General features: G+C 75.1%; 16 protein-coding genes. 6 read left to right on the top strand and 10 right to left on the bottom strand.

Translation table 11 applies throughout. The features are described from left to right. From IE245_RS31770 to IE245_RS31745, 6 genes are all read left to right on the top strand, one after another. Positions 1–345: methionine adenosyltransferase domain-containing protein (locus tag IE245_RS31770; RefSeq protein ID WP_189953961.1), on the top strand; the 345-nt coding region annotated here is incomplete at its 5' end. A 226-nt stretch (positions 346–571) separates the two neighbouring features. Further along, a complete protein-coding gene (locus IE245_RS31765) occupies positions 572–1,348 on the top strand; it encodes an AfsR/SARP family transcriptional regulator (RefSeq protein ID WP_189953960.1) in 777 nt (258 codons plus the stop codon). 52 nt (positions 1,349–1,400) lie between these two features. Next, on the top strand, positions 1,401–1,991 hold the full coding sequence (locus IE245_RS31760) for an RNA polymerase sigma factor (RefSeq protein WP_189953958.1): 591 nt from the start codon (positions 1,401–1,403) through the stop codon (positions 1,989–1,991). After that, entirely contained in the window at positions 1,988–2,788 is an 801-nt protein-coding gene (locus tag IE245_RS31755) for an MGMT family protein (RefSeq protein WP_189953956.1), read from the top strand. Before IE245_RS31760 ends, IE245_RS31755 begins: the two co-directional genes overlap by 4 nt. A gap of 25 nt (positions 2,789–2,813) precedes the next feature. Next, entirely contained in the window at positions 2,814–3,362 is a 549-nt protein-coding gene (locus IE245_RS31750; RefSeq protein ID WP_189953954.1) for a methylated-DNA--[protein]-cysteine S-methyltransferase, read from the top strand. Positions 3,363–3,366: 4 nt separating this feature from the next. Beyond that, positions 3,367–4,221: a 2OG-Fe(II) oxygenase gene (locus tag IE245_RS31745; protein ID WP_308436642.1), complete on the top strand. Its 855-nt coding sequence runs from the start codon at positions 3,367–3,369 to the stop codon at positions 4,219–4,221. Positions 4,222–4,536: 315 nt separating this feature from the next. On the opposite strand, the gene IE245_RS31740 is transcribed toward IE245_RS31745, so the two are convergent. The 10 genes from IE245_RS31740 to amiA all read right to left on the bottom strand — a co-directional run bounded on the left by IE245_RS31740 (position 4,537) and on the right by amiA (position 19,416). Continuing rightward, the gene (locus tag IE245_RS31740) at positions 4,537–5,430 is read right to left on the bottom strand and encodes a PRD domain-containing protein (RefSeq protein ID WP_189953952.1); all 894 of its coding nucleotides are present in this window, start codon (positions 5,428–5,430) and stop codon (positions 4,537–4,539) included. Positions 5,431–5,597: 167 nt separating this feature from the next. Beyond that, a complete protein-coding gene (locus IE245_RS37850) occupies positions 5,598–7,697 on the bottom strand; it encodes a glucose PTS transporter subunit IIA (protein WP_189953945.1) in 2,100 nt (699 codons plus the stop codon). 351 nt (positions 7,698–8,048) lie between these two features. Beyond that, complete coding sequence (locus tag IE245_RS31730) at positions 8,049–10,514, bottom strand: SpoIIE family protein phosphatase (RefSeq protein ID WP_189953943.1); 2,466 nt, start codon at positions 10,512–10,514, stop codon at positions 8,049–8,051. A 271-nt stretch (positions 10,515–10,785) separates the two neighbouring features. Next, positions 10,786–12,531 (bottom strand): ABC transporter ATP-binding protein, encoded by a 1,746-nt coding sequence (locus tag IE245_RS31725; protein WP_229851762.1) that lies wholly within the window; start codon positions 12,529–12,531, stop codon positions 10,786–10,788. Next, complete coding sequence (locus tag IE245_RS31720) at positions 12,528–14,267, bottom strand: ABC transporter ATP-binding protein/permease (RefSeq protein ID WP_189953941.1); 1,740 nt, start codon at positions 14,265–14,267, stop codon at positions 12,528–12,530. Before IE245_RS31720 ends, IE245_RS31725 begins: the two co-directional genes overlap by 4 nt. After that, positions 14,264–15,364, bottom strand: coding sequence for a nitroreductase family protein (locus IE245_RS31715; RefSeq protein ID WP_189953938.1), 1,101 nt, complete (start codon positions 15,362–15,364; stop codon positions 14,264–14,266). The genes IE245_RS31720 and IE245_RS31715 overlap by 4 nt, the downstream gene beginning before the upstream one ends. A gap of 6 nt (positions 15,365–15,370) precedes the next feature. Then, complete coding sequence (locus IE245_RS31710; RefSeq protein WP_189953936.1) at positions 15,371–16,750, bottom strand: YcaO-like family protein; 1,380 nt, start codon at positions 16,748–16,750, stop codon at positions 15,371–15,373. After that, positions 16,747–18,306, bottom strand: coding sequence for a CocE/NonD family hydrolase (locus IE245_RS31705; RefSeq protein WP_189953934.1), 1,560 nt, complete (start codon positions 18,304–18,306; stop codon positions 16,747–16,749). Before IE245_RS31705 ends, IE245_RS31710 begins: the two co-directional genes overlap by 4 nt. Positions 18,307–18,359: 53 nt before the next feature. After that, positions 18,360–19,220, bottom strand: coding sequence for a hypothetical protein (locus IE245_RS31700; protein ID WP_189953932.1), 861 nt, complete (start codon positions 19,218–19,220; stop codon positions 18,360–18,362). Between the two features lie 82 nt (positions 19,221–19,302). Continuing rightward, complete coding sequence (gene amiA / locus IE245_RS37845) at positions 19,303–19,416, bottom strand: streptamidine family RiPP (protein WP_268256605.1); 114 nt, start codon at positions 19,414–19,416, stop codon at positions 19,303–19,305. Positions 19,417–19,482 lie beyond the last annotated feature (66 nt).

Genomic DNA, 19,482 nt, shown 5'->3' with positions numbered 1-19,482 from the left:
GACCGCTCGGCCGCCTACGCCATGCGCTGGGTCGCCAAGAACGTCGTCGCCGCGGGCCTCGCCTCCCGCTGCGAGGTCCAGGTCGCGTACGCCATCGGCAAGGCCGAGCCGGTCGGCCTCTTCGTCGAGACCTTCGGCACCGCCACCGTTCCGCAGGCCGCCGTCGAGAAGGCCGTGACGGAGGTCTTCGACCTGCGCCCGGCCGCGATCATCCGCGACCTCGACCTGCTCCGCCCGATCTACGCCCAGACCGCCGCCTACGGCCACTTCGGCCGTGAGCTGCCCGACTTCACCTGGGAGCGGACGGACCGCGCCGACGCGCTGCGCCGGGCCGCCGGCCGATAGGCGTCCGACCGTGCGCGGCCCCGGACTCCTTCCTTCCGGGGCCGCGCCGCCGTCCCCGCCGGTCCAATAGCCGTCGAACCCCCTTCCCGAATACCGAAAACCGATCGATCAATTTGTAAATTTCACCCGCCCGCCTGTTTGACGCCGAATCGGCACCCCCCTATCCTCGGTGCGAGAAAATGAGATACCTGTTCGATACGTGATGTCACGGGGATAGGAACTCTTCATGAAGTCGGGTATTCTCGGCCCCCTCTTACTGTCCGACGCCGGGATGAATCTCGTCCCCAGCGCGCCGAAACCCCGCCAGCTCCTCGCATTCCTGATGCTGCACATGCCGCAGATGGTGCGGGCCGGGGACTGCATCACCGAGTTGTGGGGGTCGACACCGCCCAAGAGCGCGATGTCCACGCTGCAGACCTACGTCCTCCACATCCGGCAGGCCCTGCGCGGCCCGCACAAGGACCACAGCCATCTCCTCCTCACCAGGAACCAGGGCTATCAGCTCGCCCTCGAACCGGCCGGCTTCGACCGCTTCCGGTTCACGGACCTGACCCGCCGGGGACGCCTGGCGGCCGCCGCCGGGGACCACCGGACGGCGTCGGAGCTCTTCACCCTGGCCCTCGCGCAGTGGCGCGGGCCCGCGCTGTCCGACGTCCGCACCGGCCCGCTCAGCTCACCGCACCTGGCGGAGCTGGCGGAGACCCGGCAGGGGGCCCTGGAGCAGCGCATCGAGGCCGACCTGGCGCTCGGCAAGCACCGTGAGCTGGTCGACGAGCTGAGCGTCCTGACCGCGCGCCACCCCACCCACGAGAACATGCACGCGCAACTGATGGTGGCGCTCTACCGCTCCGGCGAGCACCAGCGCGCCGGTGACGTCTTCCACGGCCTGCGCCGGGCGCTCGGCGACTCCCTGGGGATCGAGCCCGTCCCCCGCATGTGGCGCCTGTACCAGGCGGTCGTGGTCGGCAGCTCGGAGCTGGACGCTCCGGTCGTGCGCGGATGACCGCTCACCCACGTCCGCAACACCCTGGCCCGGGACGGTGTTTCTCTCAGTGATGGACGACAAGGCCGAGCAGCTGACCGATCTCCTGGCGGCGCACCTCGAAGCCGGCTTCACCGAGCTGGTCCGGGTGCACGCCGGGGCGGTCCACGCGTTCCTGTACCGGGTCTCCGGCTCCTCCGCGGAGGCGGACGACCTGGGCCAGGACACCTTCCTGCGCGCCTACACGGCACTGCGGGAGTACACCCCCGCGCGCCGCCGTGAACTGCGCCCCCGTGCGTGGCTCATGACCATCGCGGCGAACGTGTGGCGCAATCACGTCCGCACGCGCACCAGGCGTCCGGCCACCGCCGGGCTCCCCGTGGAGGAGACCATGGACGTCTGGCCGGACCTCAACCCCGGCCCGGAGGAGCGCGCGGCGACCGCGGAGGACCGGTCACGCCTGGTCACGGCCCTGTCGGCGTTACCCGAGCACCATCGCATACCGGTCGTGCTCCACCATGTGATCGGAATGAGCTACACAGAGGTGGCCGAAGTACAGGGCTGCGCGGTCGGCACCGCGAAGGCACAGGTCTCCCGCGGTCTGGCCGGCCTGCGGCGGCTGCTCGCGCCGGAGCCACCGGCACTGAAGGAGGTGACGACATGAACGAGAGCGACGGCGACGCCGTCACGCGGCGTCTGCCGGAACTCACGACCCGGGCGCCGGAGGACTTCGCGCTGCGCGTGTTGCGCCGTGCGGGGATCTCCGAGGACCACTACGACACGTACGTGCGCCTCGACACGGCCGCGGGCGGACTGTTCGTCGCCGCCAGCGCGCGAGCCGTGACGGGCGCCGGCCTGGACTCGGCGGGGCTGACCGCGACGGGCTTCGAGGAACTGCACCGGGCACGCACCGGCCGCTCGGCGATCCCGGGAGGCAGGCCGCTGTCCGGGGTCGTCCCCGCGCTGCGCACCGGCCGGGCCCACCGGCTGCCGATCGACCTGACCGGTCTGCCGGAACAGCAGCGCGCGGTCCTGGAGGCCGTACGGGGCATTCCGGCGGGGCAGCTGCGGCCGCTCAGCTGGATCGCCCGCGAGGCCGGCACCGAGGCCCCGCCCTCGGCCTCCGAGGTCCTGCGCGCGCTGGCGGCCAACCCGGTCGCCGTGCTCATCCCGTGCCACCGGGTCACGCACGACAACGGATCGCCGTGCGACGCCGCGTACCTGCCGAAGTCCGGCGCGGCCCTGCGCCGGGCCGAGCAGATCGACATGCGCCGGGTGGCGGAGCTGTCCCGGGCCGGCACGGTGTTCCTCGGCAGCGACACCACCAACATCTACTGCCACCCGACCTGCGCGCACGCCCGCCGCATCACCCCCGCGCACCGGGTGCACTTCCGCACCGCTCAGGACGCCCGCGAGGCGGGCTACCGAGCCTGCAAGAGCTGCCGGCCCATCACCGTCTGACCGGCGCACCACAGAAAGGTCCCCCATGCGTATCCCCGTCACCGCGGCACTCGCCTCGCACGACACCCCGCTGGGCCCCCTGACCCTCGCGGCCACCGACGACGCGCTGGTGCTGTGCGCCTTCGACGACCGCGAGCGGGCGGAGGCCCGGATCGCCCGCGCGGGCCTCACCGCCGTGGACGCCGTGGACGCCGTCACCTCCGCCCAGCTGCGGATCCTCCAGGAGACGCGCCGCGAGCTGGACGCGTACCTCGGAGGCCGCAGCCGCGCGTTCACCGTGCGCATGGACCTGCGCCTGGCCACACCGTTCAGCCGCACGACCATGGAGCGGCTGGACGGCATCCTTCCGTACGGCGAGACGAGCACCTACGCCGAGCTGGCCGCCGCCCTCGGACGGCCGCGGGCGGCGCGCGCCGTGGGCACCGCGCTCGGCGCGAACCCCCTGTGCGTGGTGCTGCCCTGCCACCGGGTGGTCGGCTCGGGCGGTCGCCTGACCGGTTACGCCGGCGGGGTCGAGGCCAAGCGGTTCCTGCTCGACCTGGAGTCGGGCCGCACGCCCTCCCCCTCCCTCTGAACCGGTGGGCGCCGGAGCACGACCCCGCATCCGGCGCCCGCCCCCGAACACGACCGCGGAGCCGACGCTGACCAGCTACGACACCCCTCACCTGCCGGGCCTGGAACACGCCCGCACCGCCACCGCACGCGACGCCGGCGCCGGCGCCGGCGACACGATCGCCCTGCCCGCCGTGGACGCCCTGGACTGGCCCGCGCTGACCGCGGCACTCGACTCCGAGGGCGTCGCCGTCACCCCGCCGCTGCTGTCGCCGGGCGACTGCGAGGAGGTCCGTGCCCTCTTCGACCGGGACGACGTGTTCCGCAGCACCGTCGACATGGGACGCCACCGCTTCGGCAGCGGCCGCTACCGCTATTTCGCCGCCCCCCTGCCCCCGGTGGTGACCGCCCTGCGCAGGCGGCTGTACCCGCCCCTGGCCCGGATCGCCAACCAGTGGGCGGAGCGCCTGGACCGCCCCCGGTTCCCGCCGACCCACGCGGAACTGACGGCGGCCTGCGCCGCGGCCGGCCAGCTGCGGCCCACCCCCCTGCTCCTGCGCTACGGCCCGGACGACTACAACTGTCTGCACCAGGACGTCTACGGCGAGCTGACGTTCCCGCTGCAGGTGGCGGTCATGCTGGACCGCCCCGACGTCGACTTCACCGGCGGCGAGAGCGTCTTCGTCGAACAGCGCCCGCGCGCCCAGTCCCGTCCGCTGGTGAAGCGTCCGGGCCAGGGCCAGGCGCTGATCTTCGCGGTCCACGACCGCCCGGTCCGCTCGGCGCGGGGCTGGAGCCGGGTCGTGCTGCGCCACGGGGTGAGCGCGGTGCACGACGGCCGGAGGCACGTCCTCGGCGTCATCTTCCACGACGCCCCGTGACCGCCCGGGCCGCCGCCGGCCGCGCGAAGGGGGACGGCACAAAACCGTGACCGGCGGCTCGTGCCCGGAATTCGCCCACCACTCACGGCGGCCGGCTTTGATCTTTTCCTGTTGAAAGTGCGGACCGTTCTCCTCCACCAGGAGTAAATACAGTCGGCGGAACGGGCGTCGTGAGGGGAAGGGCCGCGAATTCATGCCCTGAAAAGGCGAGGGAATGACCGGGGCGGAGCATCTCCGCCGTTTCCGCTCCCGGGTCGGAAAAGCCGTGCGGGAAGGCCCGCACGGCCGGGATCCGGAAGCCGCTGGAAAGGGGGGTCAGCCGGTCGCGCCGTGGCCCTCCGGAGGGACGAGGGCCTGTGCCGGCGCCTCCGGTTCCGTCTCCATGGTCATGCGGGCGACGTGGAGCGCCAGGTAGGAGACCTCGTCCTCGCTGAGCCGCGTACCCAGGCGCAGCTCGACGACCGTCGCCAGCTGCTGCGCGGTACGGGTCGCCTCCGGGTAGTGGCGGCGGATGCCCTGGCCGATCGTGGACTCGTGGCCCTTCAGCTGCCGGTGCTGCTGGATCCGTACGAAGAGGTAGCGCACGTGGGTGATGAACCGGGCCGCGCTCATCGACTCCTGGGAGACGGACAGCCCGTGCCGTTCCCTGACGACGGCGAGCATCTGGTGGATGACGCCGGTCATCGTGTACGTGAAGGACAGGTCGCCCGAGGCGAAGCCCGCGTTCACCAGGTGCAGCGTCAGCGCGATCGCCTCGGAGGGCTCCAGGGGCGGGTCCACGCGCTCGTTGATGGCCGCGAGGAGGCGCTGGGCCTGGGCGTACTCGGTGGCGTACAGGGCCTGGACCTCGGCGCGCAGCGGGTACTCGACGGCGATGCCCCGCGCGGCCCGGTCCAGCGCGCCGGCGACGTGGTCGGCGAGGGCGATGGCGAGGGTCGGCCGGGTGGACTCGCGCCCCTCGATGCCGGACTCGTCGAGGGCGATCACGACGGCGCGCAGGATCTCCTCGTCGATGAGGGCGAGGGCCTCGCTCAGGTGATCGGGGTCACGGCCGTCCGCCGGCACGAAGACGCGGACGATCAGCGCCGGGTCGACCGGCTTGCCCTGACGGGAGCTGAAGCCGATGCCGCGCCCGGTGAGGATGACCTCCTGGCCGTTGTCGTCGCGCGCGAGGACCACGTTGTTGTTGAGGACACGCAGCGCCTTCACAGCCCGCTCTCCTTCCCTTCCGCGGTCCGTTTCCCACCCCATGATCCCGCATGCTCCGCGAACGCCGCGCCGGGGCCGTACGGGCGGCCCCTCCGGCGCGGACCGGCCCCGCGCGGGCACGCGCCCCGCGGGGTGCGCGTACCCGTGGGGGGGCCGGTGGCCGCCCGTCACCGCCGTACGGTCACCACGGGGGCGCCGGCGGCGACGTCCTGTCCGGTGTGCGGCTCGACCGAGGCGAGCTCCGCGGTGTTGGGGACGGTCATGAGGGTGACGGTCGGGTGGTCCGCCGCGCGCACGGCGTCGAGGTCGACCTCGACGAGCAGGTCGCCGGTGCGGACCTGCCGGCCGGCCTCGGCCCGGACGTCGAAGCCCTCCCCCTGCATCTGCACCGTGTCGATGCCGACGTGGATGAGGACCTCGACGCCTTCGGGGGTCCGGATGCCGAAGGCGTGGCCGGTGTCGGCGACGACCATCAGCTCTCCGTCGACCGGGGCGACGACGCGGCCGTCGGCCGGCTCGATGCCCACGCCCTCGCCGAGCGCGCGGGAGGCGAAGACCGGGTCCCCGACCTCGTCGAGGTCGACCACGCGGCCCGCGACCGGCGCGGCGAGCTCGACGCCCTGCCCCGCGGTGGCGACCTCGGCCGGACCGGGGGCGGGGGCGGGGGCGGCGGGCACCGTGGCCGGGCCGGCCGCGGCGCTCGTGGGAGCGCCGACGGTGACGAGCTCGCGGTCGTCGGCCGATGCGGTCTCCTGGGCGGCCGCGTCGGCGGCGTCGCGCTCGGCGTTGGCCCGGGCGCGGTCCTGCGGGGTGCGGAAGTCGGAGAAGTACACGAGTGCCATGGCGGTGAAGAAGGACGCCGTGATGGCGATGGCGTAGACCGGCATCGGGTCGAAGACCGGGATGGTCAGCAGCGAGGTGAAGGCGAAGGCCCCGGTGTCCACGCCGCCCAGGACGCCCACGAGGACGCCGCCCACGAGGCAGCCGACCAGCATGCGCGGGTAGATCCGCTTGAAGCGCAGGTGGATGCCGTACAGCGAGGGTTCGGAGATGCCGCCGAAGAGGCCGGCGGCGAGGGCGCCGGTCGCGGTCTGGCGCATCTCCTTCTCGCGGTGGCGCACCGAGAGCAGCAGCACGCCGGCGGTGGCGCCGAAGCAGGCGAAGTTCCACGCGCCCATGGGGCCCTGGATGAAGTCGTAGCCGAGGGTGTTGATGTTCTGCAGCATGAGCGCGTTCAGCGGCCAGTGCAGGCCCAGCGGCACCAGGAAGGGGTACAGCAGCGGGATCATGATCGCGAAGACGAGCGGCGCGTTGTCGTTCAGCCAGGACAACCCCTCGCCGAGGCCGTTGCCGGCCCAGATGCCCAGCGGGCCGATGAGGAAGGCGGTCACAGGGATCATGATCAGCATGCTGAAGAACGGCACGAAGACCATGTGCACGCTCTCGGGGAAGACGCGCTGGAGGCCCTTGTAGACGAGGGCGAGCAGGGCGACCATCAGCAGCGGCACGAACACCTGGCCGCCGTAGTCGTTCAGCTGCATCGGCAGGCCGAAGACGTGCGCCACGGACTCCGTGGTGCCGAGCGTCTCGTTGGTGGTGGTGGTGACGCCGGGGATCTTGGAGTTGATCAGGCCCGTGAAGTTCGGGGTCATCACCGCGGCCATGACAGTGGCGCCCACCCAGGGGTCGATCTTCAGCTTCTTCGCCGCGTTGTAGGCGACGAAGACCGGCAGGAAGTAGAGCACCGAGCGCCACATGGCGTCGACGAACACCCAGGTCGCGGACTTGTCCGCGGCGCGGAAGTCCACGATGCCGAGGGCATCGAGGACGGAGGCGATCGCGATGATCAGCGAGGAGCCGAGCAGCACGCCCATGAGCGGACGGAAGGAGTCCGAGAGGTACTCGAAGAAGTTGTCGAGCCAGAGGTAGCGGCCGCGGCTCCTGGCCCGCGCCTCGGCCTTGACGTCGGCGTCCGACTTCCGCGGGGCCGTGCCGCCGTTCGTCATCGACGGCAGGTCCATGATCTCGGAGTAGACCCGTGCGACGGCTCCGCCGATCACGATCTGGAGGCGGTCGCCGGACTGCGGCACCGTCGCCATGACACCGTCGAGGGCGTCGAGCGCGGTCGCGTCGGCCTTCGCCCCGTCGTGGAGCTGGAAGCGCAGCCTCGTCGCGCAGTGCGTGAGGCTCTCGACGTTCTCGGCTCCGCCGACGCCGCGGAGGATCCGCTCCGCCAACGTGCCGTGACCGGTTGCGGGTGTGTTCATGATGCTTCCTTGCATCCTCGGGCTGTCGCCGTCCTGCTTCTGTCCGCGATCTCTCACGCCCGGATCCGGGCAACAAAAAAGGCCCGGGTCGCGCACACGGCGCTACCCAGGCCTTGCCTTCCCTCGGGCGGCGCACCGCCATGACGTCGCGTGGGCGACGAAGGCGGAGGCCTCGGGAAGTAACAATCCTGCGATCGAGATCGATCCGACGATACTTTAACACCAGGACGCGTCGGCCCGGGCGAAGCCCGAGCGGGGCCGGCACGGGCGGGGCCGGCACGGGCGGGCGCCGGCACGGGCGGGCGCCGACGGCGGCAGCCGGAAGGGCGGCGCCGGAGCGACCGGCAGATCTCAGGACGGGACCTCCAGCTCCGCCCAGATGATCTTCCCGGCGGGGGTGTACCGCGCGCCCCAGCGGTGGGACATCTGAGCCACGAGGAAGAGGCCCCGGCCGCCCTCGTCCGTGCTGCGGGCGTGTTTGAGGCGGGGCGCGGTGCTCGTGGCGTCGGTGACCTCGATGGTCAGGCGGGCGTCGCACAGGAGCCGCACCTGGACGGGGGGCGCGCCGTGGCGGAGGGCGTTGGTGACCAGCTCGCTCACGATGAGCTCGGTCTGCATGGCCAGGTCCGTCAGTCCCCAGCGCCTCAGTCGGCGTGTCGCCCAGGCCCGGGCCCCGGCGACGGCGGCCGGGTCGGCGGGGACGGTCCACGACGCGACCCGGTCGTCCCCCAGGGTCCGGATGCGCGTCAGCAGGAACGCGATGTCGTCGGGCTGCGGGTCGGGGACCAGGGACCGCACGGCGGAGGCGCACAGGGTGGCCAGGTCGCGTTCCGGTCCCGCCAGGACCTCGCCGAGGCGGGCCATGCCCCGCTCCACGTCGCGATCGTCGCCTCGGACGAGCCCGTCGGTGTACAGGCCCAGGAGGCTGTTCTCGGGCAGTTCGATCTCCGCGGCCTCGAACGCCATTCCGCCCAGGCCCAGCGGGGGCCCGGCGGGAAGGTCCGGGAAGAAGACCCGGCCGTCGGGGGTGACGACCACGGGCGGCGGATGACCGGCCCTGGCCATCGTGCAGCGTCGGGTGACCGGGTCGTAGACGGCGTACAGGCAGGTGGCGCCGAGGACGGCGGTCGTGCTGCCGCGGGAGGCGTCGCCGCCGGTCTCCTCCTCGCTCAGCCGGAGCACGAGGTCGTCGAGGTGGGCCAGCAGTTCGTCGGGGGGCAGCTCCAGGTCGGCCAGGGTCTGGACCGCCGTGCGCAGACGGCCCATGGCCGCCGCCGCGGTGATGCCGTGCCCGACCACGTCGCCGACGACGAGTCCCGCGCGGGCGCCGGACAGCGGGATCACGTCGAACCAGTCGCCGCCGACCCCTCCCGCCTGGTCCGCCGGGAGGTAGGAGGAGGCCACCTCCAGGGCCGTGCCGCCCGACAGGGCGAGCGGCAGCAGGCTGCGCTGCAGGGTCAGCGACGCCGTGTGTTCCCGGGTGTAGCGGCGGGCGTTGTCCACGCACAGCGCCGCCCGCGCCACCAGCTCCCGGGCGAGCAGGACGTCGTCCTGCCCGAAGGGGACCGGGTTGAGCGACCGCACGAACGTGGCCAGGCCCAGGATGGTGTTGCGCGCCCGCATCGGCACGGAGATCAGCGAGTGCAGTCCGAACTCGCGGATCCTCTCGGCCCGTTCGGGCTGCTCCGCGAGCCACCGCCCGTCGGTCGGGTCGAGGACCGGGAGGAGGACCGGCTCGCCGTCGACGAGCAGGCGCGCGTCGTGCGACGGGGGACGGAAGTCCACCCGGTCGCCGGTGCGCGCCACGGCCTCCGGGCAGCCGTCCCGGACCGAGCGCATGCCGGCCCGGCGCATGCGGGGCCAGGCCGGCTCCGGTCCGCCGTCGACCGGCCGGACCGCGGGCCCCTGGGGGTCGAGCACGTGCTCCAGCAGGTCCACGACGACGAAGTCCGCGAAGCGGGGGACGGTGAAGTCGGCCAGCTCCTGGGCCGTGCGCGTGACGTCCAGGGTGGTGCCGACGCGCAGGCCGGCCTCGTTGACCAGCGACAGCAGGTGGCGGGCGTACCAGCGCTCGGTGATGTCGAGGACCATGTAGCAGACGCCGGTGATCCGGTCGTCGGCGTCCACGAGGGGGAAGAACGACGTCGAGTAGGCGTGCTGGCGGTGGGGATCGGCCCAGCTCCATCCCAGGTACTCGTAGTCGGTGACCGGGATGCCGGTCCGCAGGACCTTGTTCATCAGGCCCTCGATCGTCTCCCCCTGGAGCCCGGGCAGGAGGTCGCTCAGGCGTTTGCCGAGGCGCTGCTCACGGGGTACTCCACCGAAGCGCTCCAGGGTGTCGTTCAGCCACACGTAGCGCAGCCGACGGTCCATCACGGCCATGCCCACCGGCGAACGGGTCAGGAACCCGTCGAGCACGGACCGGTCCACCGGCCATCGCACGCTCCGCTCCCGCGCCGACACCAGGAAACACTCGCCGGCGTCCAGCCGGAAGGACGCGGAGACCCGCAGGTCGACTTCGAGCGGACGGCCGTCGGCGTGCCGCACGGAGATGACGCCGCTCCACCCCCGCCCGGCCCGGCACCGGGCCGCGATCGCGGCGGCGCGGGCGGGATCCGCGGGCATCGCCAGGAGGCGGGCGACGGGGCGGCCCACGACGTCCGACGCCGGACGGCCGAGGAGCTCCTCGGCGCCCCTGGTCCATCCGGTCACGACACCGGACGCGTCCACCACCGCCGCGGCGTCGGTGGACGCGTCGAGGGCATCCGGAGGCCCTGGGGCCGCGGGCGTGCCGGGTGCCTTTCGCGCAGGATCCATGAGTCCGTCCTCTACACGACCATGGTGCCCCGTGTCGGGCGGACGCGCACGGCGCCCGTGCGCGCGGCCGTGCCGGGTCCTGGCTCCGCTCCGTCCCGCCGCCGGGGTCCGTCGTCGATCCGGCCCGTGCGGCGACGTCGGCGGTGGTGTACCCGCCGGGCCGGCCCGGGAGGAGGACGGCGGTCGCGGGACGGTGCGGCGGGCCGTCCCGCGACCTCACGGGGGTGAGCGGCCCGGGGGCGGCGTTCAGCCGGGCACCGCGCACGGCCGCTCACTCCGTGCCGGCGCCCAGGAGCCGGGCGAAGGCGCTTCCCGGTCGGGTGGTGAGCTCTTCCCAGGTGCCTTCCTCGGCCACGCGGCCCGATTCCAGGACCGCTATGCGGTCCGCCCGGCGGATGGTGACGGGGCGGTGGGCGATCAGGAGGGTGGTGCGCCGCTCGCGGGTCCTCGCCAGGACGGTGGCGAGTTCGGCGTCGCCGGTGTTGTCCAGGTGGGCGGTGGTCTCGTCGAGGACCAGGATCCGGGGGTCGGCGAGCAGGGCGCGGGCCAGGGCGATGCGGGCGCGCTGGCCGCCGGAGAGGGTGGCGCCGCGTTCGCCGATCACGGTGTCGAGCGAGGCGAAGCGGTCGAGGCCGCACAGCGCCGCCGCTTCGGCCAGCCGGTCGTCGGCGGCGTCGGGGGCGGCGAGGCGGAGGTTCTCCGCGAGGGTCCCGTGGAAGAGGGGGGTGTCCTGGCCGACGACGGCGACGGCGCGGCGCAGGTCGGCGTCGGTGAGTTCGCGCAGGTCCACGGGGTCGCCCGATTCCGGCACGAGCTCGATCGCGCCCTCGTGGGGGTCCCAGAACCGGGCCAGCAGATGGGCGCAGGTGGACTTGCCCGCGCCGGAGGCGCCGACCAGGGCGAGGGTGCGGCCCGCCGGGAGGTCGAGGGCGACGTTCCGCAGGACCGGCCGGTCGTCGTAGCCGAAGCCCAGGCCGCGCAGCCGGACGCCGAGCGGGCCGGGGGGCAGGGGACGGGCCGTGGCGGGTTCCGGGGCGAGGGCGGGAGCCCTGATCCCGGCGTCGACCCTCGCGGCGGCGGCGCGCAGGCCCATCGCCTGGCTCAGCGACCTGGCGGATTCGGCGACCGGGCCGAGTACGGACAGGGCGAGGGTCATCGTGGCCGGGGCCCAGACGGCGTCGAGGCGCCCCGTGTCGACGGCCCGGGCGGTGGCGGCCACCACGGCGAGGACGGCGAGGACGATGAGCAGTTCGCGCAGCGAGGCGGCGAGGGACTCCCTGGTGACTTCCGCCCGCTGCGCCTCCCCCAGCCTCCGTCCCTTCGCGCCGAGCCCGTTCCGGCGCTCGGCCAGGGCGCCGAACGCCAGCAGTTCCCGCAGTCCGTCGACCGTCTCGACCGTGTCGGCGGACAGGTCGGCGGCGGCGCGCCGGGTGCGCGCGCCCCGGGCCGTACGCCCGGCCGCCTCGGCGAAGGGGGCGACGACCAGCAGGAGGGCGACCGGCAGGAGGGCGGCGAGGAGCCAGGGTTCGAGTCCGGCCAGGACGACCGCGCCGCCGGTGAGGACGGTCGCCGAGGCGAGGAGCTGGGCCGTGGTGTGCGCGTAGAAGAACTCCAGCGCTTCGACGTCGGCCATGGCGGTCGCGGCCAGGTCTCCGCTGCGCCGGCCGGCGACCCGGGCGGGAGCGCTGCGCGCGAGCCCGTCGAAGACGCGTACGCGCAGCTCGGCGAGGACCCGGTAGGCCAGGTCGTGCGAGAGGTCCATCTCCCGCCACGTCATCAGGGCGCGCAGGACGACGAGGAGGGAGAAGGCGGCGACGGTCGTGGCGGAGGGCGCGCGTCCGGTGGTGATCGCGGTGCCGACCGCGTGCGCGGCCAGGGTGACGAGGGCGACCAGGGAGGCCTGTTCGGCGAGGGCGGCGGCGCAGGTCCGGGCGATCATGGCGCGGTGTCCGGCGAGCACGGGGAGCAGGGCGCGCAGGGCGCCCCGGCCCGGGAGAGCGGGGTCGGTGGGGCTCACGCGGCGAGTCCTTCCCGGTCGGTCCGGCCCGCCGCGGCGAGCTCGGCGTAGAGTCCGCCGGCGGCGACGAGGGCGCGGTGGTCGCCGACGGCGTCGACGCGTCCCCGGTCGAGGACGACGATGCGGTCGGCGTGCCGGACGGCCGCGAGGCGGTGGGCGACGACGAGGACGGTCCGGCCGCGGGCCGCCGCCGTCAGGTCGCGGACGATGTCCGCCTCCCTGCGTTCGTCGACGGCGCTGGTGGCCTCGTCCAGGACGAGGACGGGGGCGTCCGCGAGGAGGGCGCGGGCCAGGGCGAGGCGCTGGCGCTGGCCGCCGGAGAGGGTGGCGCCGCGTTCGCCGAGGACGGTGGCGTAGCCGTCGGGGAGCGCGGTGATCTCGTCGTGGATCCCGGCCGAGCGGGCGGCGCGCTCCAGCTCTCCGTCGGTGGCGCCGGGGCGCGCCAGGCGGAGGTTCTCCGCTATGGGGGCGTGGAAGAGGTACGTCTCCTGGGAGACGACGGCGATGCCGCGGCGCAGGGAGTCGAGGGTGTACGCGGCCGTTCCGCGGCCGTCGACGGTGACCTGGCCGTGCCCGGGGTCGTGGTGGCGCAGCAGCAGGCCCAGGAGGGTGGACTTCCCGGCGCCGGAGGGTCCGACGATCGCGGTGGTCCGGCCGGCGTCGGCGGTGAAGGTGACGCCTCGGAGCGTGGGCTCCTCGGCGCCGGGATGGGTGAAGACGACATCCTGGAAGCGGATCTCGGGGGCCCGGTCCCAGTCGGCCGGTTCCGTCCCGTGGTCGGCGACGGCGGGGGCGGCGGTGCGCAGGGCGGCGATGCCGTCGGCGGCGGAGACGCCGAGGTAGCCGGCGTGCCATTCGCGCGCCAGGTCGCGGACGGGCCGGAAGCACTCGCCGGCGAGGAGGAGGGTGAGGTAGGCGCCGGTCGGGGTGGTGGATCCGGTCGCGGCGGACCAGCAGGCCAGCAGCGCCGCGGCGGCGGTGCCGCCTTGGATGGCGAGGTCGGTGATGCCGGTGTCGACCAGGGAGACGCGGAGTTTGGCGACGGTCGCGCGGTGCAGGTGCGCCGAGCGTTCTTCGAGGCGTCGCCGGGTGCGGCCGACGGCGCCGGCCGCGCGCAGCGCGGGCATGCCCTGGAGCGCTTCGAGGTAGTCGGCGCCGAGGCCCTCATAGGTGTCCCAGTGCTCTTTGCCGCGCTGGGCGAGCAGTCGGTCCCAGGCGCGGGGGCCGGCGAGGGCGAGCAGGAGGGCGGGGACGAGCCCGAGCAGGGCGAGGGGTTCGACGAGGGCCACCGCGGCGAGGAGGAGGGGCGGTGCGGTGAGGGTGACGATCAGTTGGGGGAGGTAGCGGGAGATGTAGGCGTCGACGCCCTCGACGCCGTCGACGAGGGTGGTGCGGACGGCTCCGGTGCGGGCGGTGGTCAGGTGCGCGGGGCCGAGTCGGCCGAGGTGGGCGAGGAGTTCGTCGCGCAGGCGGATCCTGACGCGTGCGCCGGCGCGGGCGGCGGTGCGCCGCTGGGCGAGGCTCAGCCCGGCGCGGACGACCACGACGGCGGCGGCCGCCGCCAGGAGCGCGGGCAGCGGTCCGGTCTCGCCGCGGGCGATGGCGGCGAGGGCGAGGGCCAGCAGCACGGCCTGGGCGAGCCAGCCGAGCGTGACGGCCGCCTGGAGGCAGGTGGCCGCGAGGAGCGTGCGGCGCGCGTGGCCGGCGGCGCGGCGCAACTCCGGGTGGATGCTCACGAGTTCCCCTCCTCGGGTCGGCCCGCGGACCCGGTGCCGAGTGCCAGGCCGTGGACGATCCAGTTCCGTTCGGGTGCGCCGCCCAGGGCCGCGCCCAGGTCGGCCCGCTGCCAGGAGCCGACGGCCCGGGCGGCGAGGCCGCGCCGGACGGCCGCCGTCTGGGCGCGCCCGACGGCGTATCCGGCGTGCAGGTGGTCGCGGCGGATGCGGCGGGCGTCGGCGTCGGACGGGCAGCCGTACGCGAGGAGCACGGCGCCCACGCGGGCGATCCAGGCCTGTCCGGCCGCCCAGGCGGCGAGTGCGGGCCGGGCGTCTCCGGCGGCGAGGCGCCGGAGGGTGCCGTCGGGCGCGGCTTCGACGAGCGCCGGTGCGGGCCCGCCGACGGCGGCGCACCAGCTCAGGTGGCCGTTGCCCGCGGTGCGGGCGAGGGCCAGGAGGGCGTACAGGTCCGTGGCTTCCGGTGTGCCGGTGAGCGGCGGTTCGGCGCTGCGGCGGGACAGGAGGTCGGATGCCGTGGCCGTCTCCGGGTCGGGCGGGGCGGGGCCGGCGGCCGGTGGCGGGACGTGCAGGGAGGCCTGCGGCCGGTCGGTGGCGCCGTCGAGGCGGAGGGCGGCCGGGCGGCAGGCCAGGGCGAGGGCGGCCAGGTGCAGCGCGGCGGCGGCGTGCCCGGTGTCGAGGAGCAGCAGGGGCCAGGCGCGGTGGCCGTAGTGGCTCGTGGTGCGTCGCGGGGTGACGGTGAGTTCGACGGTCGCTCCGGGGGCGGCTGCGAGGGGGGCGGGAGACAGGTGGTGGACGCGGTGGCGCAGGGGGTCGTAGCCGTACCGCCCCGGTGGCAGGGAGCAGCCGTCGCCGACGACGAGGGTGGCGTCGACGGGGTGCAGCGCGCCCGCGGACGGGGTCGGACGGAGGCGCCCGGTGGGGTCGGCGGCGGCCAGGGACAGGCGCAGCAGGCCGTCCAGGTCGAGCGGTCCGGGGCGGGGGGCCGGGGGCAGTGCGCGTCCGGGGCCCGGCCAGTCGGGTACCGGGCGGCCGGCGGGGGTGTCGGGGCCCGGCGGTTCGGTCCCGCGGGCGCGGGCGAGGGCGGTGACGAGGTCCATGGGGGCTCACATGTGGGGCGGCGGGGCGAGCGTGAAGTCCTCGGGGGCGTGCGGTGCCGTGGTGCGCCAGCCGCGGGCCGCGGCGACGTCGGCGAGGCGGGGGCAGCCGAAGTACCCGAAGGCGGCGGGGGCGTTGGGGAGCAGTCCGGAGACGAGGACGCGGGCGACCCGGAGCGCGGTCTCGGCGACGTCCTCCGTGGTGAGGTCGAAGGTCATGACCCGGTGGCCGCCCCGTTCCAGGGCGTGGTCCATCCGCTCCCGGCTGCCGGACGGGACGGCGTCGAGCGGTACGGTGCCGAGCGCGGGCTCGGTGAACCGCCGCGCCTCGGCGGCCATCCGGGGGTCGAGCCACACCTGCACGTGGGCGCCCAGGTCCCTGACGTGCTCGAAGCGGTCACCGCAGGCGTCGAGGTAGCGGCGGTCCTCGCGGTGGTCGAGGTAGAGGCCCTTGGCGAGGAGTCCGGCGTCGACGGCCTGGAAGACCCAGCCGTCGGGGTCGGTGAGTCCCTGGGTGAAGACCCAGGTGTGCACGGCTTCGAGGACGGCCTTGCGGGCGGCTTCGGCCGGGTCGTACTTGCAGGAGAAGCCGGCCGCGTACAGGTCGAGGCGCGGGTCGTGGACGAGGGCGGCCACGCAGGGGGCGAACTCGGAGGGCATCTCGACGAGCCACACGCGGAGTCCGGAGCCGGCGAGGTCGTCGGCGAGGCCGGGCACGGTCCGCGGGTCGATGCCGCGGGCGGGGCCGTCGAGGTGCCACCACAGCTCCAGGGCGTCGCGTTCGGCGATCTCCAGCAGGCCCCGTTCGACGGCGTCGTCGAGGCCCTGGCCGGTGGCGATGCCCGCGTAGTTGAGGTGGTGGGTGCGGGGCAGGGAGCGGAGTTCGCCCTGGCGCCAGTTGAGGTGGGTGAGCGCCACCGGGGCCCACACCTCGTCGGTCGCCCCGCCGGGCAGGCGCTCGGTGCCGCGGGTCCACAGGGCGGGGGTGTCGTCGGTGAGGGGGCGGTAGGGGAACCCCGGCCGCGCGTACTGCCAGTCGGCGTACGAGGGGAGCCGGTCGGGTCCGTAGATCCGCAGGCCCCGGCCGGTGAGCGCGGCGGCGGTGGCGCGCAGGGGCGCGTCGGGGTGTCCGGGCGGCGGGACGCGGTTGCCGCAGTAGCGTTCGACTCCCTCGGCTATGGCCGCGACGCGGGCGGTCTCGGGGTCGCCGAAGGAGGTGCCGAGGGAGACGCGGTCGGCGGGCCAGAGTCCGAGGCGGCGGGCGTCGGCGACCTCGGCCGTCATCGCCGTGTAGCGGGGAGGCGCGCCTTCCGGGTGTTCGACGGGCTTGACCTTGCGGACGATCCCGCAGACGGGATCCACCAGGGTTTCCAAGGGCAGCGGTGTCATCGCAGGATCTCCTCCACGGGATCGGTGGGGACGGGACGGGTGCGGAGCGCGCTCAGCACGAGTGCGGTGGCGGCGGGGTCGATCTCTCGCCGGGAGGCGAGGAGCCGGGTCGCGGTGACGGGGTCCTCGCCGGTGTGCGGGTTGCGGGCGTGTGCCGGGAAGTGGTGGCCGGTGATCTCCAGTCGGAGCCGGGTGCCCGCCGTCAGGCGTCGCGCGAGCCGGCCCAGGGGGACGGTGAACTCCGTGGTGTGTCCGGGTGGTTCGGTGCGGCGGACCGCTCCGACGGCGAGCCGCTCGCCCCGTCCGTCGGGGCCGAGGGCGACCAGGCGCGCGAACCAGTCGGCGGACGGGGTGTCGGCGCGGGCGCGCAGCCGTAGCCGCGCGGGGCCGAGGAGGTCGAGCGGCCGGGGCAGGGGCGGGGAGACCAGGACGCAGCGGTCGCGCGGCCCGCCGGCCGGCACGGTCAGTCCGGCCGAGGAGGCGGGGCGTTCGGGGTCGGCGGTGAAGCGGACCGGGGGGACGGAGCGGTCCGGGTCGGAGAGGGAGCCGGCCGGGGACGCGAAGGGGGCAGGACCGGAGGGGGAACCGGTGGCGCCCGGAGGGAGCAGGCGGGGCTCGTGGGGGTCGCCCTCGACGTCGGCGGCCGTCCAGAGCGGGCTGCCGCCGAGGGCCACCGCTCCGGCCCGGCCCGGCCGTAGGGTTCCGGCGAGCGCGGCGGACGCCCAGCGGGCGTAGAGGTCGCCGAGGCGTACGCGGTGGGAGGGGGTGGCGTCCGGGCCGGGGGCCGCGACGAGGCCGTGCCCCCAGGGTCCCGTCAGCAGGCGGGCCGAGGGGCCGCCCCAACGGCGCCACAGGGCGAACGTCTCTTCGGCGAAGTGGTCGTGGTGGCCGCCGACGGCGAGCAGCGGCACCGTGGCCCGCGGGGCGTGGGCGAGGAGGCGTCCGCGGTCGTGGCGGCGCCACACCTCCGGCCAGGAGGGCAGGGCGCGGCCGAGCCGCCGCGGCAGGTCGAGCAGGGGGAGGTGGGCCAGCGCCCCGGGGTCGGCGGCGAGGGCCTTCGCGAGCGCCGTGTCGTCGGAGTCGGCGCGGTCTCCGTGCGCCGCCCACCAGCCGGCCCGGGTCGACAGCCTCTCGACTCCGGTGGGTTCGCGGGCGGTGTCGGCGACGCCGAGGGCGGGCACGGCGGCGATGACGGCGTCGGGGCGCGCGTCCTCGGGCGCCTCCAGGGCGAGGGTGAGGGCGCAGTGGGCGGCGTAGGAGGAGCCGACGGCGACCAGGCGGCCGTCGCTCCACGGCCGGTTCCGGATCCAGCGGGCGGTGTCCGCGCCGTCGGGGGTCTCGTGGGCGTAGGGCCGCCACTCCCCCGGCGAGCCGTGGCGGCCCCGGACGTCCTGGGCCACGGCGGCGAATCCTCTGCGGGCCCAGCCCTCCAGTTCGGCGCCGTGGGCCCGGCGGTCGTAGGGGGTGCGGATCAGGACGGTCGGGAAGGGGCCGGGGCCCTCGGGCAGCCGGACGTCGGTGGCCAGGCCGTTCACGGTGGTGGTGCGGGTGGTCACGGGTGCGGCGGATCCACCCGGAGCGCCGGGTGCGGTGGGGGTGGTGGGCGTGGTCACGGGGTGCCCGTCGGTGCCGGCGTGCGCGCGACGTCGGGGACGGGCAGGACGGGGTGCTCGGTGACGGTCAGGGTGCGCAGGTCGACGCGGCGCAGCCGGCGGCGGGCGGGGAGCGCCCCGGTGTCGGGTGCGTCGGTGGCCCAGCGGGCGAGGTCGTCGGCGAGGAGCGCGGCGAGCAGGCCGGTGGCGGCCGCGGTGAGGCGTACGGGTACGCCGTGGGTGCGCGGTCCCCTCCAGTAGGCGGCGAGTTCGCGGTGGGCGGGGGTGACGGCGAGGCGGCGGGCCCGGACGTGGGCGGAGGTGACGTCGCCGGGGGCGGCGGCGACGGGTTCCAGGTACGCCTGCCAGCCCTCGCGGTGGCACCGGAGCCAGGCGGTGCCCCGTTCGGGCAGCCGGTCCGCCTCGTCCCACAGGCCGTCGGGCACGGGTCCGTCGAGGCACCAGACGACGGCGGCGGCGTCGGGCCGCGTCCTCACGTCCTCGGGCGTGCCGGTCCGCGGGGACGCCCCGGCGGCCCGCAGCTGCCGGGCGAGCGGCTCGGTGAGGACCGGGTCGCCGAGGAGGAGGACGGGGCGGCGTCCGGCGGGCCAGGCCGGGGCGGCGTCGGCGGCCCGGTCCTCCGTGGCCGGCCGGCCGCTTCCGGTGAGGTAGCCGGCCTCGTCGAAGGCCGAGACGAGCCGGTCCAGTCCGGCGTCCGGGTCGGTCGCGGGTGCCCCGGCCAGGCGGGAGCGGAGCGCGTTCCCGTCCACGTCGCCCGTGCGGACCCGGAGGAACTCGCCGTCCGCCGTGCGGACGGCGAGCCCGTTCCCGTCGACGGCGACGATCTCGACGCCGGGTGCGAGCTGTCTGTGGGGCACGGGTTCTCCTACGGGTCGGGGCGGAACGGGCGCGGGCCCGCCCGGGTGGGCGGGCCCGCGGGAGTCGGGGGAGGACCCTCGACTACTCCTCGGTGTCCTCGAACGGGTTCTCGACGAGGGCGTTGGAGTGGGACGCCGAGTCGTGGGCCAGCTGGCCCGGGTCGACGATCGGAGAGAAGACCTGCTCGTTCTCCATGAACGTTCCTCCTTCACAGGGGAGTTGTGGCGCTCGGTCGAGCGCCGTGAACCGAACATTAATGAA

This window comes from Streptomyces roseolus (assembly GCF_014649855.1).
In the GTDB taxonomy this organism is placed as follows: Bacteria; Actinomycetota; Actinomycetes; order Streptomycetales; family Streptomycetaceae; genus Streptomyces; species Streptomyces roseolus.
Note: the sequence above shows the minus strand (reverse complement) of the source record. Positions and strands in the feature narration are given on the sequence as shown.